This window comes from Desulfobacter sp., from assembly GCA_028768545.1.
Lineage (GTDB): Bacteria > Desulfobacterota > Desulfobacteria > Desulfobacterales > Desulfobacteraceae > Desulfobacter.
Window position 1 is genome coordinate 4,489,535 of the sequence record CP054838.1, and the last position, 14,892, is coordinate 4,504,426.

Below are 14,892 nucleotides of genomic sequence, written 5' to 3' on the forward strand. Positions count from 1 at the left end.
ATGACCTCCTTATTATTTTCTAAGTTCAGGACCCAGACGCATCACAGGAACCGGGCAATGCCTGAACAATTTTTCAATGGTGGAGCCCAGGATAAAGCCGCCGGACCTGTTCCGGCCCCTGGGCCCCAAGACCAGAAGATCTGCATCCTCCGTATCCACTGCGTTCAGCACCTGCTCAAGGGGGTTTCCAGAATCAATGGTCACCTTTAATTCAGAAAGCGCATCCATGCCAAGCTCACCAAGCCTGTCCATGACCATTTTTTTCCGCCGCTCTTTTTCTCCGGGCAAAAACCGGGATTTTGAAAAACTGCCCCTGGGGATAAAATGGGTTTTGATCCAGTCCAGTTCATCCTCACTGATGCAGTTCATAATTTTCAGCCCAGCCCCCAGAGATCGGGCAAGCCAGCCCGCATGGGCAAGGACTTCATCTGTCCAGGGAGAAAAATCAACAGCCGCCATAATGGTCTTTATCTCATGGGCCGCAGGCCTTGCCTCTCCATTGGGATGCCGGCGAAACACCTCCTTATCCCTGAGGCTGAGCAAGGGGACAGGGCAGCGGCGGAATACACCTTCAGCCGCACTGCCGAACATAAACCTGGACAGGTTGCTCCGGCCCTTGTTGGCCATGATCACAAGATCCACACCCAAAGTTTCCACGGCATTGACAATGGTCTCTGAGGGGTATCCCACATCCACCTCAATGGAGATCTCTTTTTCCCGGTTTGGAAAATCATTTTTAATCAGGTAGACGACCTGGGACTCCTGGTGCTCTTTGAGCCTTGACACCTGGAGATCCGTGTCCAACTGATAGGGATACATGGAATCTGAAAGGTACACCGGATGAACATTTCTATTGTGAACAACACTGAATACCACGAGATCTGCCTTGCCGGCCTTGGCAAGGCCAAGGGCATATTCCAGTGTCATGGGTGAATAATCTGACAGATCAATACAGGCCATGATTTTTCTTATTGGTTTCATGACTGCCTCCTTTGGGTTTAAATTTTCAGATATGTCTCCATTTCAAAAAACAGATCCTGTTCCCTGAGGACCCCGACCGGGACCCCCTCTTCTTCCACAATCAGACGGGGATGTTTTTCACTGACCATGAGATAGGCCGCCTCCATGAGCCTGGCCTGGCTGTCAATGGAAACAGGAGAAGGCGACATCACATCCCGGATGAGTTTTGTCCCCATCTCTTTGACCGCCTTTGAAAACATGCCCTGCCAGAACATGGGAGAATATTCAATGGCATCTGCCAGGCTGGGCTTGGGAGTCGATAAATACCCGGGTAAAATCAACTCTAAAAGATCCCGGATGGTTAACATCCCTTGTATCCCCCCGGAAATGTCCGTGACCAGGACAGACCGGTGCCCGGTTTTCATCAGGCGGCTGGTGGCCATGAGGGTGACAGAGGATACTTTAAGCTTGTTCACGGCCTGGGCAACGGTGCTGGCCTCATCGATGGTGGTAAAATCCTTGAGGGGAATCATTACAGACCCTGCCCTGGCCTCTTGTGGGGGCAGGGTTTTGCCCAGGCAGGCCTCCTTGATCCTATCGGATAATAGGTCGATGTCGCAGGGTTTGCCAAGGTAATCAAAGGCGCCCTGTTCCAACGCCTGCTCTGCCGAAGGCTTGTCTCCGTGCCCGGTGAGCATGATCACCGAAATTGAAGAGTCGGTCTCCCGGATTTTGGCCAGGACTTCATGGCCGTCCATGCCGGGCATGCGGATATCCAGGACCACCACATCGGGATCCTGTTTGAGTTTTTCCAAGGCCTCGATCCCGTTTTCAGCCAGAATGGTGTCAAATCCTTTTCTGGACAGAATCTTACGGGTAGTTTCCCTGAAACGCTTTTCATCATCAACCATTAATACTTTTATGGGGTCTTTCATTTTATATTTGCTCCTTTATATTCAATTTATCTCTCTTTAGTTCCCTGGGAATTAAATCAGCATCCTCATGGCCGAATAAATCAGGCACCATTGAATGGGCAGGGAAACGACAAGGACTTCCAGGGCCTGACGTTTGGAGAGGCCGCAGCCCCGCCTGAACCCTGAAAAGATCAACCAGTATTTCCAGAGTTCAGTCAGCCAGAGCAGGAAGGGCAGCCAGGATACCAGCAGGGTAATCCCGGATGCGTATACATAGAGGCTGAAAACCAGACAAAAGGAGGCCTTTTTCCCAAACATCATGACCATGGCGGCATAGCCGATGACCGAGCCGATACACACCATGCCCGAAGCATTGGCAAAATATATCAGGCCCATGACCACAGGGTTTCCCGAAGATGCCCCGGTCAGCAGGCTTGCGCCTGCAAAAAACAGCGAGCTTAAGCCGAGAAACCCCAAGGCCTTGGCCAGGGTATTTTTTTCAGGCAATGTGGTGAAAAAAAACCGGGGCTCGATTAAGAGCTCAATAATGCCTCTGGCATAAAATTTTAACGTGTCATAGATGGTTGGCATTGCCCCTCCTTTAAACCTTTATAACGGTCGTCTTCTTCTTTCAAATGCCCTAAAACAGGCGGAGCCAAAGCCCTGACGCAAGCATGAAAAGGGTCATGAAAAAAAGAATCCGTTGTTCTGTCTGTTTACAAAAATAAAATCTTCCTGATTTTTTCTTCTCTAAAGCATCCTGTTCTTTCATCTGAGATTCCTCCTCTATTTAAAATCCTGGCATGGTGCCAAATCCCCTGAAAGTCCAGTAGATGCCGGTGAGCAATAAGAGCACGACATTGGCAAAAAAGAACAGGGGAATACCGGCCCGAAGATAATCCTTGGGCTCAAGGTAACCTGAGGCATAAACAATGGCATTGGGAGGTGTACCGATGATCAGGCAATAGGCAAAAGAGGATGCAATGGCGGTTGCCATGGCCATAAACGGCAGATAGGAACTGCCCGGATGGACCATGCCTGCCATGTTCAGGGTAATGGGACCCACAGAGGCGGCAGCAGGACCGTCTGCCATAAGGTTGGTGAGCAAGGCGGTAAGCCCGTTGCTCACGGCCATGAGGGGCAGGCCCGCGTCCATACCGAAGTTGGAAAGAAAATCAATGCAGGACCGTGCCAGCCAATAGGCCGCACCGGTGGAGTCCAGGGTTCTTCCGAAAATAATGGCACCGGCATAGAGCCAGACCACGCCCCAGTCCACCCGGTCCTGATAATCCCGCCAATTGACCACACCGGCAATGATATAGGCCACGGCCCCTGCAACGGCAATCACGCCGATACCCAGACGGACCGGATAAATTCCCAAATTGTAAAAAGCTTTTTCCGTGAACCAGCCAAACACCATGATCAGAAAAATGATCAAGGCCCAGATCTGTTTTCTGTTCCAGCCGCCCATCTTGTCGATCTCACCCCGAAGATGCTCCATGGCAGGTGCCAAAGAAACCGTCTTGGGCTTAAACCGCATATTCACGACAAACCAGGACACGGGAATCGTGCAGAGAATAAAAGGGAAACAATAGGTGACCCATTGGAAATAGCCAATATCCACACCAAACATATCCGTGAGATAGGTCATCATGATGACATTTCTTGCCCCGCCCGAAGGTGCGCCCGGGCCACCGATATTACAGGCCATGGCAATGGAGATCATGAGCAACTTGGCAAGCTCCTTGTCTTCAGGCACCTCTTCGGTGAGGCTGTTCTGATATAAAAGCATACCAATGGGCAGAAACATGGCGGCCAGGGCATGGTCAGATATAAAGGCCGCCAAAGGGGTGATGATGAGAAAAAAGATCAGGGTAATCCATTTGGTGTTGGGAACGGCCAGCTTTTTAAACATCATCATGCAGACCCGTTTGTCCACCCCGGTCTTAACAAAGGCGGCGGCAAACATCAAAGAGCCCATGATAAACCAGCAGGCATCACTCCAATAGAGCATGGCCACCTGTTTACGGGTCACAACCCCTGTAAAGACCAGGATGAGGCCGATGCAGAATGCCACGGCAGGCAAGGGGATACACTCGGTAAGAAAGCACAGGACAACAAAAACGCCCATGGCCACGGCCACCTTAATATGCCAGGCCCCTCGGTCTGCGGCTGCCTTGTCCTTTCCTGCCAGGGTATCGTATTGAAGGCCGTCCTTTCTCAAGGTCAGGGCATTTTGCATCACCTCAAGAAATCTTTTTTCAGGAAATTGATTTTCCACAAAGGTCATGGCCTTTTCCAGATTTTCCTTTTGGCAGGAAATTTTGTATTTTTTACACCATTTAAGGTTTCGTTTTAAAAACCGCTCCTTTTGCAAGGCGCCGATACGCATATTGCGCTCCATGACCTGGGCAGTTAAAAGCTGCCATTGTTCGGCATCTGAACTTGCGACATCAAATAATTCCTGGGTAAGATATCCGACCACCGCCTTGGGCCCGACCTTGTATTCCATGCCGACATCCTTCATCCCATTGGGGGTGGGCATGAGCAGCACAAGAATAAACAAAACAACGGGAATGGAAAAAATTTTCCAATCGATATATTTATCATACCCTGTTACGGGTTTTTCCTTTTTCATTTACGTTCTCCTTTTATGCATAAAGTTCCTTAATCATCCTCTGTTTTAAGAATATCCCTTGGGGATTTCATATACTGTCTGGCCTGGGCCGCCCGGATTTTTTCTTCCTGGTGCATCCGTTTTTCAAAGGCCTGCTCCGCTTTATCAACGATCTGTTCTATGTCTGCAGGTTTGACCAAATAATCCCAAGCACCTGACTTGAGACCGTCTATGGCCGAATCCACGGTTGCATGACCGGTGAGCATGATCACTTCAGTCAAAGGATATCTATCCTTGATGGCCTTGAGGGTTTCATTTCCGTCCATTCCCGACATTTTCACATCCAGTACCACCACATGGATGGTCCGGGTGTCTAAAATCTTCAAGGCGTCCTCGCCGCTCTGGGCAATCCAGGTTTCATACCCTTTGCGCTTGATCAGCTTTTGGGTGGTCTCAAGGTACCGGGCCTCGTCGTCAACCAATAATAATTTCATCTCTTCCACAACCTATCCTCCTTCGTTTCAAGGTAAACTTTCTTTTTTTTGCTTGGCCGGCAGGCAGATGACAAATACGGTGCCTTCTCCCTGATGACTTTCCACAGTCATTGTTCCGCCAAAACTTTCAATAATGCCGTAGCAGACTGAAAGCCCAAGGCCGGTGCCCCGCCCCACAGCCTTGGTGGTAAAAAACGGGGAAAAAAGCCGGGTCATATGCTCAGGTTTTATACCGCAGCCATTGTCCTTGACGCAGATATCAACCTGGTCAGGGGTGTGATCCACAAACACCTCGATAACCCCTCCCCGGGATCCATGACGCTCCATCACGGCATCCATGGCATTGTTCAACAAATTGAGCACCACCTGCTGAAACCGGGAAAGATCCCCCATGAACCATGGCGCATCCCCAGGAATCCGGGTGATCAACTCAACACCGTTTACCCTGGCCTTGTTTTCAACCAGAGCCATGATGTCGGGAATCACTTTTTGGGGATCCAGCTCAATCTGTTGGATTTCATTTTTCCTGCCGAACTTTAAAATGGCAGAGGTAATTTTATGGCACCGTTCCACCTGACGATGAATCTGGTCCAATCCCTCATGAATGCCTGCCGTGGTCTCCTGATTTTTTGGATCACTGGCCAGGGCCTTTGCCAATGCAGGAGACCCCTTGTCCAGAAGATCTTCAACCAAAAGTTTTAACAGGGCATATTCGCTCTTGATAATCTGCAGGGGATTATTGATCTCATGGGCAAAGCCTGCAACCATCTCGCCGATCTCGGCCAATTGAACGGCCCGGATCAACTGACTGCCCAACTGCTCTTTTTCACCGTCCAGCCGCTCAATCTGACGGACGATCCGTTCAGATGTGAATACAGCTGCCACTACAAGGACAGCCAGGCCACAGACCATGATAATCAGGCAGATAATGGCCGCAGAATACAATGCCCGGTAGGCATCCTGTTTTTCCTGGCGAACCACCAAAAGCCAGGATTTGTCCCTGAGCCGGGTCACGGCATAAAGAAAGGGCTGGCCCTTGGGGGAAATACAGAAAGATGCCTGCCGACTGTTAAAAAGATAACCAAACCATTCAAAGGCAGGATCTTGTTCCAAAAGAGCGATATCCCCGGACCTGCGTGCCGTCTGTGCCTGACCCTCACGGTTCAGGATATAGGCTTCACCGGTCTTGCCCACCCGCACCCCTGATACCAGGGTATCAAAAAACAGGGTGTCAATGGTGGCTCTGAGCACCCAGGTTCTGTTCTGTTCAGACCTGCGGACCGCCACCACAAAATGGGGGGTATTCCGATACCCCAAAAAGATATCAGAAATATAATACCCCCTTGCCATGGTCTTTTTAAACCAATCCTCCCGGGCATAGGATTTTCCCGCAAGGGCATAATCCCCGGAATACCTCAGATGAATCCCTTGTTCATCAAACAAACCTAAATCCACAAACGCGGCAGACCGTTTTTCCAAATTTTTATAAATGGCATTGATGGCCTGGTCTGCACAGATCTGGTCAAAGGAAAAGGTTCTTGTGATCAGGGCAAGATCAGCCTTTCTTTCAATGAGAAAGGACTCGATCATCTGGCATTGATCACTTAAGATTCGGGTCAAATTCCCCTGGGTACCGGTTTCCAGGGCAGAGGAGAAAAAATAAAAACTAATGGACATGACAAGGAAAAAAGGAACCATGGGAATAAGAATCATATTCACAAGAATCCCGCGTTTAAGCTTTGTTCTGCTGGCGTTTAATTTCTCGGATCGTGTTTCCATCGTTTTTAAATCCTGACAATAGGGTTATTATTTTTATTATCAGGGTTGAGCAACTATGATGCCTATAGAGGCCAACAAGACAAAAAACCATGATAACCATTTGAAAATAATGCAAATTTTTTTCACCCCCCATGGGATTGATTTCTTTAAATCACCTTTGGCCTGTCAATTCTTTTTCCAGTTTGTAAAAGGATTGGACCCTAAAAAAGAGTGGCATTCCCTTAAATTATCCTCTATTAATGGCTTGGAATATGGGTTAGATTAAACCGGAACAAACGCGTATGATTAAAATAGCAATGGTGGGATTGGGCGGTGCCTTGGGAGCGATCTGCCGGTATATGGTATATGAAACCTGTCTGATCATGGTCAAAGAGGCCTGGCTCCCTTTAGGCACCTTGATTGTGAATATACTGGGCTGTTTTTTGATAGGCTTTTTGGACGGGATTGCCGAAACCCGGGACCTGTTCAGCCCCGAACTTCGTGCCCTGATCTTTGTGGGGTTTCTCGGAGGCTTTACCACCTTTTCCACCTTTGGATATGAAAGTTTCTTTTTCATCCGCAACGGACAGGCAGAAATGGCCGCGATCAACGCGGCCTTACAGCTGACCCTGGGGATCTTAGGGGTATGGGCCGGATTCACCCTGGCCAAACTTGTATAAAACATCTATCAAAGGATTGGCCAAACCCTGACACCCTTGACCGGTGCTACTCTCCGGGCAATACACTGGCAGGCCAAATCATATTCTGAAGCTCTAACTTTATTCAAACGTTTAAAAAAAATTGATATTTTTTGATAAAATAGCTTTGACTTAACCAGTTCATCATTATATCCATGAGTATACTTACATTAACGGAGACACGCTATGGGACCCCAGGACAAACTGAGTGAAGCATTAGAAGACTATCTTGAAACCATTCTGGAACTCCAGAAAACCAAAACAGTTGCCCGCTCAAAGGATATTGCCGAAAAACTGGATATCAAACGCGGCTCTGTAACCGGAATGCTGAAAAAACTGGCCAAACAGGCGCTGATCAATTATGAGCCCTATGGCTATGTAACCTTGACCCCCAAAGGGGAAAAAATCGCCAAGGCCGTGGAAAGCCGCCATCTTTTTTTAAAAGATTTTCTGTTTCGAATTCTTGAAGTGGATAAAAAAACGGCTGACAAAACCGCCTGCCAGATGGAACACGCAATGAACGAAGAGACCTTCAGCAAATTCAAGGCCTTTGTTAAACGACTGGATACCTGTCCCCATCGTGAACAGGACTAATTTTTAGGGCCCAAAAATCGCTTTTTTATCGGGTAAATCTTTAATTCAAAGAATGGTTTAACCCGCCCTTCCCCTTATTTGCAACTATCTTTTCGACCTAAAGCAGGGGAAGAGAAATATCAAACCGGGTCCATTCCCCCTGTCTTGAGACCACCTTGATATCCCCTCCATGGTCTTTGATAAACCCGTAACAGACAGAAAGGCCTAAGCCGACGCCCTGAACACTCTCATTTTTGGTGGTAAAAAAAGAATCAAACACCCGGGCAATGTGTTCAGGGTGGATGCCGGTACCGGTATCTTCCACTGAAATTTTCAGGGTAGACGAGGTGGCTGCCGTGCTGATTTTCAATTCCCCCCCGTCGGGCATGGCATACATGGCATTGGAAAAAAGATTGATAAAAACCTGGCGGAGCTGATCTTTTGAGGCCATGATCCTGACCCCGGCCTCCATAAGATTCAGGACCAGCTTCACTGAATTTTCCCTGAACCGTTTATCATAGAGCAAAAGCAGTTCATCCAGAACCGAATGAACATCAAGGGGCATCCGGATATCCTGGTCCGGCTTTGAAAATGAAAGCATTTTTTTGAGCATATCGGCAAGGCGCATGGTCTCTGACAAAGACATATCCAAAAGCTTGCGCCGCTTGTTCGAAGGAGAGATTTCGGTTTTCATCAATTCCAGGGTATTCATTATTCCGAACAATGGATTGTTGAGTTCATGGGCAATCTGTGAGGTCAGCCGTCCCATGGCAGCCAGTTTTTCGGACTGAAGCAGGTGCTGGCGGGCTTCGGACAGCTCTCTTTCTGTTTTGAGGCGTTCTTTAAGGTCCACAAAAATAGCAACCCAGGCCAATTCTTTTTTGTCTTCGTCATAAAGAATACTGGCAGAGAGATTGCCTTCCACCAGGCCCCCGTCCTCCCGGGTAAAGGTCAGGGAAAAAGAGTTGAGCCTTCCCTTGCCGCCATACCCTGTATCCCGCATCATTTCCAGAATATTTTGAGTCACCTCCCAGCCGAATATATCCTTGATATTCATCTGGCCCACCACCGTGGAGGCTGCCGGCCCAAAGATCTCCTGCGCCCCTTTGTTCCAGAGTTTTATTCCCCCGGCCATCTCCATGGTTATGATGGCATTGGGGGAACAAAAAATAATTTTATCCAGAAAATCATGGGCTTCTTTGATCTGGTTTTCAATGATCTTGCGCTGGGTCTGATCCACCACCACCCCCTCATACCCCAGCACCTTTCCTCTGTCCCCGTATCTCACATTGGAGGTGAGCAGAATATGAAGGATATGACCGTCCCGCCGTCTCCATTTGACCTCATAATCCACCACCTGACCTTTTTTTTCAATAATCCGCTGATACTTACGGCGGTCTTCTGGCCGAAGATAAACATCCGTGGCCAGATCCAGGGATAAAAACTCGTCCTTATTCTGGTATCCCAGTATCTTGAGCAGGGCTGGATTAACATCCAAAAACCGCCCCTCTTTTGAAGAGATAAACACCCCGCAGCCCACATGGGTGAACAAGCGCTGATAACTTTCCATTGAAGACTTGAGCTTGGCCTTCTGGGCCACCTGATCAGAGATATCGCGATAAATGGAGAGCATGGACCGGGTACCGTCCTTGTTGCTCACCGGCAGTTCGGTCACATCAAAGGTTCTTTCCACAGACGGGACATACACTTCACCCCGGCAGATTTCATTTTTTTCAAATACTTCATGGTGCTTGCACCAGGCGCAGGGACGGTCAGAGCCGGTCAATACCTGGAAACATTTTTTCCCCACCCCCTGGCCAAAATAGGTGGTCATGAATTTATTCATGTACTCCACGGTATAATCTTCATTAATGATATAAATACCCTCTTCAAAGGCATCCAGGGCATCCAAAATTTTCGGGGTGTGGTCGGTCATGACAACCTCCATAAAGAAATGAAACCAATGCTCATTTTGTATCCTGTCCGCCGGAGTATTGTCAAGGCAGAGGGATTTTATGTGGCCGGCGGCTTCCCATTTAAAAAATCTTTGACCAAAGATGTGTTCGCCCCGATCATGAGTATGGCGGCCACAAAATATTCAACGACCAAATAAAAGGCTGAAAACACGGGAATGTTCAGAATTCTGTGTCACGGTTTCGGTTCCCGGATCTGCCTCAGCGCCAGCGGAAGTAAAAGTCAGGTCCGAGAATGGGCCTTCAATCAGCCACGTCGGAGGAGTTGACTTTTGCTGGAGTGGAGTTCCTGGAACCATCTTTTCCATCTGTAAATAAATCCCTATCAAATTCCCAGCTCTTTATCCAGCCGGCCTTCAAAGAAAATTGCCAACTGGGAAATTGTCAGTGACCAATTTTGAATCGGTATTGTCCATTTTTTACTGGCGTTCTGGATCCCCATGTAAAGCAGCTTTAACAGGCTGTCCTGGTTCGGGAATGATCCCTTTGTTTTGGTCAGTTTTCGAAACTGTCGATGCACAGCCTCAATGGTATTTGTGGTGTATATTATCCGTCGAATCTCTTCTGGATATTTAAAGAAATGACTGAGGCGTTCCCAGTTGTTCCGCCAGGATTTTATCACAATCGGGTATTTGTCATTCCATTTATTTTCCAAGATATCCAGTTCTTCTTCGGCCAGATCCTTATTGACCGCTTTATAAACACGTTTTAGATCTGCCATAAATTCCTTTTTATTTTTGGAACCAACGTATTTCAATGAATTTCGGATCTGGTGGACTACGCAGAGTTGAACTTCTGTGTCCGGGAATATGGTCTCAATGGCCTCGGGAAAACCTTTTAGACCATCAACACAGGCAATCAGGATATCTTTTACCCCTCGGTTTGAAAGGTCTGTTAACACCTGCAGCCAGAAGTTCGCACCCTCATTCTCGGATATGTACAGCCCAAGAACCTCTTTGCGGCCCTCGATATTCACCCCAAGAATTGTGTAAACGGCCTTGCTGCCGACCTTTCCGTTTTCTCGTACTTTATAATGTATGGCATCAAGCCATACGATTGGGTACACATTTTCCAACGGCCTGGCCTGCCATTCTTTGACGGTATGGATGATTTTATCGGTAATGGTGCTCAGAGTGGCATTTGAAATCTCAAGTCCATAGATTTCCTGTAAATGGGAAGCCATATCATTATAACTCATGCCCAGGCCGTAAAGGGCTATTATCTTTCTTTCAATTTCATCGCTGAGCGTTGTCTGATGTTTTTTGACGATCTGTGGAGAGAAGGTTCCGGCCCTGTCACGCGGGGTTTTTAGCTCAAATTTACCATCCAGGGATTTAATGGTCTTTTTGCTTTTTCCATTACGGCGGTTGGCAGAAACTTCCTGCCCGAGATGGGACTCCAACTCTCCTTCAAGAGCAGCTTCAGCAAGATTTTTGATTAATGATGTAAGGACGCCGCCCTTACCTGTGAAGGGTTTACCTTCCTGGATGCCTTTAAGGGCTTTTTGAAAATCAAATTCGGTGTTTTCTTCGGTCATGTCAGTTCTCCTTATTTAGCTGAGTATATCAGCTTTCATTCAACTGACACAGAATTTTGAACGCCCTTGAAAACACAGACAGACTGCAATTAGAAAAAAGGCCTCATAGTGGGTCACAAATAGCTGGCGTTCATTGTAAAAGGCAAAAGAGGCCAGGAACACAAGAAAAACAAGGGTCCCCTTTCTGACGGCGCTTTCTGAATTTTTTGCCACCCGAGGGGCTTGTTTTTTAACGGCCATTCCCGCTGCCATAGGCGGAATGGTGATCATGACAATCCCCAGTGAAAGATTTAGGGCATTGACCTGAGCGGCCACGGTTTCTCCCATAAAATAATGAAGGAAAAAAGGGACAAGCACCGGAATTGTGACCACCGTGATCAGGCTGTTCATTGCCGTTAAACTCACAGACAGGGCAGGATCTCCTTTGCAGATATAGCAATGCCGATAATTATTTATACATCCTGATAATTTCATCAATCGTTTCGTTTTCATTGTATTCACGGATGGTTTTTAGGGCCGCAAAATCGTGTTCAATCGGATTGAGATCCGGTGAATACGGGGGCAAAAACAAAAGAGCTGCACCAGTTCTTTCGATCAAATATTTGGTTTCTTCGCCCTTGTGGAAGGATGCGTTATCCATCACAACGACATGATTATCGTTCAGATGTGGACTCAACTGGTGTTCGATCCAAGCATTAAAGATATCCGCATTGCATGTTCCCTGAAACAAAAATGGTTCTTCAAAACTATATTCGATGCGGGCAGCAATCAAAGACGTTCGAGGGTGCTTTGTTCCTGCAATCAAACCATGAACACGCTGCCCTTTGAGAGCATATCCATAGCGACGGGTTGTATAAGGCGAAAAGCCGCTTTCATCAACATAAACAAACGTTTTGCAACGACGTACATAACGTTCACGAAGACGAAGATATGCCTTTCTTTTGCTGTCGCTTCGCTCCCTGTATCCCGTCATCTTTTTTTTCGAGTGATTCCGAGTTGTTTCATATTATACCAGATACAGGCACGGGATACTCCGAAATGCTGCGCCCTTTCCGATTGTGTCATGTCATCATTTGTCTCCACATGGAGGCGCAAAGCTTCCAGATCCAAACTTCGTGGTCCTTTTGGACCGGGTTTCTTGTATGACAAACCATCTTCGGCAGACGTCCAGTTGTGAACACTTCCACGGGATACATTAAACTGACTGGCAGCTTCCGTCTTGCTTCCTCCATTTTCTACAAAATCTATAACGCGTTTGCGTAAATCTGATGAATATCTCATGGGGAAAATATAAGTTGTATAAATCCTTGTTCAAGTAATTGTTTGCTCTGCTATAAAGGAAACCAGGTTGGTGATCGCCCCTCCCGGACAGGCGGAAAGGATCATGACCGAGGTGGCCGGCACAGAATCTAACCCGGCCACCCGGACAAAAACAAACCCCAGCACCGGCAGCCCCACGATCTGAAGAAGAATCCCGGTCAGGATGGCCTTTGGATGACACAATATCCGTTTAAAATCATGGGGTGTCAGACAAAGCCCCATCCCAAACATGATAAAGGCAATGGCAAGGGGAATGATGATCCTGGTCATGATGGAAGAGTCCATAGGGCTTTGTCCTTATTTTAATAAGTTAAAAAAATCAAAGCATCTCTGCCATGGCCAAGGCCTTTGATCCCGGACCGATCACATCGGGATCGGTCATCACGTTGATACAGGTGGTCATTGCTGAGGCAAAGGCGGTCTCAAGTGCCGGAAGAATATCTTCGACCCTTTCAACTAAAATCCCCTTGCCGCCCAAAGCCTCAACGGCTTTGTGATAAGGGGGATTTCCGATCTCCACAGTACCGGGGATATGATGTTCAAATTTCATCTGCATGGAATTGGAGGTCATTCCCCATTTCTGGTTGTTGTCAATCACCACAACCAGGGGCAGCCCTTTTCTGATCGAGGTTTCAATCTCCATAAAGTTGAACCCCATTGACCCGTCCCCGGTGTAAACCAGAACCCGTCGCCGGGGGTTGATCAGCTTGGCGGCATTCCCGTAGGGCAGCCCGACCCCCAGGCATCCGTACAGGGACGAGTCAATAATATTCATCGGGCTTTTACAAATCCTTGCCCCGGCAACCCAGGTCTGGGCATCACCGCCGTCAGCAACAATAATATCATCTTCCCGGTCCATGAAATCGTTGACCTTGTCAGCCAGAACTCCCGAATTGATAAGGCTGGAATCTTTGATCATTTCTTTTTGTGCCTCTGATTTCATCTCCTGGTCTGTGGCTGTCAGCCTCTGAGTCCACCCGGAAAAACAGAGTCTTAAATCAAGACCTGCTGCGTTGACAATTTGGATGCATTCTTCGAGCAGGGCTTTGACATCTGCAAAAACCGGCAGATCAATGGATTTGTTCCTGCCGATCTCTTCGGGTTCAATGTCCACCTGGATAATTTTTGCATCTGGATTGTAAAAGGCGCCAAACACGTTATACAGACAAAGCCTATTCCCTAGGAGAATGACCAGGTCAGCCTGAGTTGTGGCCATGCCGGCACATCCGGGAAGGGTGGGTATGGAGGAGCCGAAACACAGGGGATGGGTGTCGGGTATGAGCCCGCGGCCCATTTTCAGGGTAAAGGCCGGAATCCCTGTCTGCTCTACAAATTCGACCAGTTCATCACCGGCCCCTGAATAATAGGCCCCGCTGCCGGCAAGGATGACAGGCTGTTGGGCCGCCTGGATCATCTCCACCATTTTTCGTGCATCATTTTTATCCACTGGCCTGGACAGGGTCTTTGTGCTGACCTTGTTCACCTTGTCAAGGTCAACATCTCCATCCAGGACATCTATGGGCAATTCCAAAAAAACAGGACCGGGCCGGCCCTGGGTGGCAAAACGGAAGGCCATGTCAACATATTCAAAAATTCTTTCCGGCTTACGACAGACCAATGTCTTTTTTACGATGGACTCAATGATGGGGCGTTGGCGCATGTCCTGAAGCCCGAGACGATCCTGTGATTTGGTCCCATGGGCCCCTGCAATCAATACCATGGGGGCGTTTGTCAACTGGGCATTGACCATGGCGGAAAGGGTGTTGGTAAACCCCGGCCCAAAGGTGACCAGGACAACTCCGGGTTTTCCGGTCATCCGGGCATAGGCTTCGGCCATAAAGGCTGAGGCCTGTTCATGCCGTGTTGTAATAATCTCTATGGCGGTATCTTCCACGGCATACTGAATTGGACTGATACTCTCCCCGGGCAGACCGAAAATATACTCCACACCTGCGGTTAAAAATGCCTCTTTGATCAATCCCCAGCCCTTGTGTGTTTTCTTTTCTTCATCCATTCTCTTGCACTCCTTTTCAATTAATTCCCCCCCG

At 48.1% G+C, this 14,892-nt stretch carries 15 protein-coding genes; 2 read left to right on the top strand and 13 right to left on the bottom strand.

Annotated elements, in window-relative coordinates; translation table 11 throughout:
* Positions 1–12 precede the first annotated feature (12 nt).
* The 6 genes from HUN05_21820 to HUN05_21845 form a co-directional block, all read right to left on the bottom strand.
* Positions 13–981: a universal stress protein gene (locus HUN05_21820; GenBank protein ID WDP87439.1), complete on the bottom strand. Its 969-nt coding sequence runs from the start codon at positions 979–981 to the stop codon at positions 13–15.
* Between the two features lie 17 nt (positions 982–998).
* Positions 999–1,895, bottom strand: coding sequence for a response regulator (locus HUN05_21825; protein WDP87440.1), 897 nt, complete (start codon positions 1,893–1,895; stop codon positions 999–1,001).
* Positions 1,896–1,946: 51 nt separating this feature from the next.
* Complete coding sequence (locus tag HUN05_21830; protein WDP87441.1) at positions 1,947–2,465, bottom strand: hypothetical protein; 519 nt, start codon at positions 2,463–2,465, stop codon at positions 1,947–1,949.
* 199 nt (positions 2,466–2,664) lie between these two features.
* A complete protein-coding gene (locus HUN05_21835; protein ID WDP87442.1) occupies positions 2,665–4,512 on the bottom strand; it encodes a DASS family sodium-coupled anion symporter in 1,848 nt (615 codons plus the stop codon).
* Between the two features lie 29 nt (positions 4,513–4,541).
* Positions 4,542–4,994: a response regulator gene (locus HUN05_21840; protein ID WDP87443.1), complete on the bottom strand. Its 453-nt coding sequence runs from the start codon at positions 4,992–4,994 to the stop codon at positions 4,542–4,544.
* An 18-nt stretch (positions 4,995–5,012) separates the two neighbouring features.
* Positions 5,013–6,764: an ATP-binding protein gene (locus HUN05_21845; GenBank protein WDP87444.1), complete on the bottom strand. Its 1,752-nt coding sequence runs from the start codon at positions 6,762–6,764 to the stop codon at positions 5,013–5,015.
* Between the two features lie 281 nt (positions 6,765–7,045).
* On the opposite strand from HUN05_21845, the gene crcB reads away from it, so the two are divergent.
* Both crcB and HUN05_21855 read left to right on the top strand, forming a co-directional pair.
* The gene (crcB, locus tag HUN05_21850; protein WDP87445.1) at positions 7,046–7,423 is read left to right on the top strand and encodes a fluoride efflux transporter CrcB; all 378 of its coding nucleotides are present in this window, start codon (positions 7,046–7,048) and stop codon (positions 7,421–7,423) included.
* A 204-nt stretch (positions 7,424–7,627) separates the two neighbouring features.
* Positions 7,628–8,035, top strand: coding sequence for a metal-dependent transcriptional regulator (locus HUN05_21855; GenBank protein ID WDP87446.1), 408 nt, complete (start codon positions 7,628–7,630; stop codon positions 8,033–8,035).
* 97 nt (positions 8,036–8,132) lie between these two features.
* On the opposite strand, the gene HUN05_21860 is transcribed toward HUN05_21855, so the two are convergent.
* From HUN05_21860 to HUN05_21890, 7 genes are all read right to left on the bottom strand, one after another.
* Positions 8,133–9,950 carry a PAS domain S-box protein gene (locus tag HUN05_21860; protein WDP87447.1) on the bottom strand — a complete coding sequence of 606 codons (1,818 nt, stop codon included), beginning with the start codon at positions 9,948–9,950 and terminating at the stop codon, positions 8,133–8,135.
* A gap of 362 nt (positions 9,951–10,312) precedes the next feature.
* Entirely contained in the window at positions 10,313–11,524 is a 1,212-nt protein-coding gene (locus HUN05_21865) for an IS256 family transposase (GenBank protein WDP87448.1), read from the bottom strand.
* A 39-nt stretch (positions 11,525–11,563) separates the two neighbouring features.
* Positions 11,564–11,929, bottom strand: coding sequence for a hypothetical protein (locus HUN05_21870; GenBank protein ID WDP87449.1), 366 nt, complete (start codon positions 11,927–11,929; stop codon positions 11,564–11,566).
* Between the two features lie 43 nt (positions 11,930–11,972).
* Positions 11,973–12,497, bottom strand: coding sequence for an IS630 family transposase (locus HUN05_21875; GenBank protein WDP87450.1), 525 nt, complete (start codon positions 12,495–12,497; stop codon positions 11,973–11,975).
* Entirely contained in the window at positions 12,494–12,805 is a 312-nt protein-coding gene (locus tag HUN05_21880; protein ID WDP87451.1) for a hypothetical protein, read from the bottom strand. The genes HUN05_21875 and HUN05_21880 overlap by 4 nt, the downstream gene beginning before the upstream one ends.
* A gap of 30 nt (positions 12,806–12,835) precedes the next feature.
* Positions 12,836–13,129 (bottom strand): hypothetical protein, encoded by a 294-nt coding sequence (locus HUN05_21885; GenBank protein ID WDP87452.1) that lies wholly within the window; start codon positions 13,127–13,129, stop codon positions 12,836–12,838.
* Between the two features lie 34 nt (positions 13,130–13,163).
* Positions 13,164–14,858: a thiamine pyrophosphate-binding protein gene (locus tag HUN05_21890; protein WDP87453.1), complete on the bottom strand. Its 1,695-nt coding sequence runs from the start codon at positions 14,856–14,858 to the stop codon at positions 13,164–13,166.
* Between the last annotated feature and the right edge of the window lie 34 nt (positions 14,859–14,892).

Coding starts and splice junctions, on each gene's coding strand:
- HUN05_21820 (WDP87439.1), bottom strand. CDS start 981: ATGAAACCAATAAGAAAAATCATGGCCTGTATTGATCTGTCAGATTAT.
- HUN05_21825 (WDP87440.1), bottom strand. CDS start 1,895: ATGAAAGACCCCATAAAAGTATTAATGGTTGATGATGAAAAGCGTTTC.
- HUN05_21830 (WDP87441.1), bottom strand. CDS start 2,465: ATGCCAACCATCTATGACACGTTAAAATTTTATGCCAGAGGCATTATT.
- HUN05_21835 (WDP87442.1), bottom strand. CDS start 4,512: ATGAAAAAGGAAAAACCCGTAACAGGGTATGATAAATATATCGATTGG.
- HUN05_21845 (WDP87444.1), bottom strand. CDS start 6,764: ATGGAAACACGATCCGAGAAATTAAACGCCAGCAGAACAAAGCTTAAA.
- crcB (WDP87445.1), top strand. CDS start 7,046: ATGATTAAAATAGCAATGGTGGGATTGGGCGGTGCCTTGGGAGCGATC.
- HUN05_21855 (WDP87446.1), top strand. CDS start 7,628: ATGGGACCCCAGGACAAACTGAGTGAAGCATTAGAAGACTATCTTGAA.
- HUN05_21860 (WDP87447.1), bottom strand. CDS start 9,950: ATGACCGACCACACCCCGAAAATTTTGGATGCCCTGGATGCCTTTGAA.
- HUN05_21865 (WDP87448.1), bottom strand. CDS start 11,524: ATGACCGAAGAAAACACCGAATTTGATTTTCAAAAAGCCCTTAAAGGC.
- HUN05_21875 (WDP87450.1), bottom strand. CDS start 12,497: ATGACGGGATACAGGGAGCGAAGCGACAGCAAAAGAAAGGCATATCTT.
- HUN05_21880 (WDP87451.1), bottom strand. CDS start 12,805: ATGAGATATTCATCAGATTTACGCAAACGCGTTATAGATTTTGTAGAA.
- HUN05_21885 (WDP87452.1), bottom strand. CDS start 13,129: ATGGACTCTTCCATCATGACCAGGATCATCATTCCCCTTGCCATTGCC.
- HUN05_21890 (WDP87453.1), bottom strand. CDS start 14,858: ATGGATGAAGAAAAGAAAACACACAAGGGCTGGGGATTGATCAAAGAG.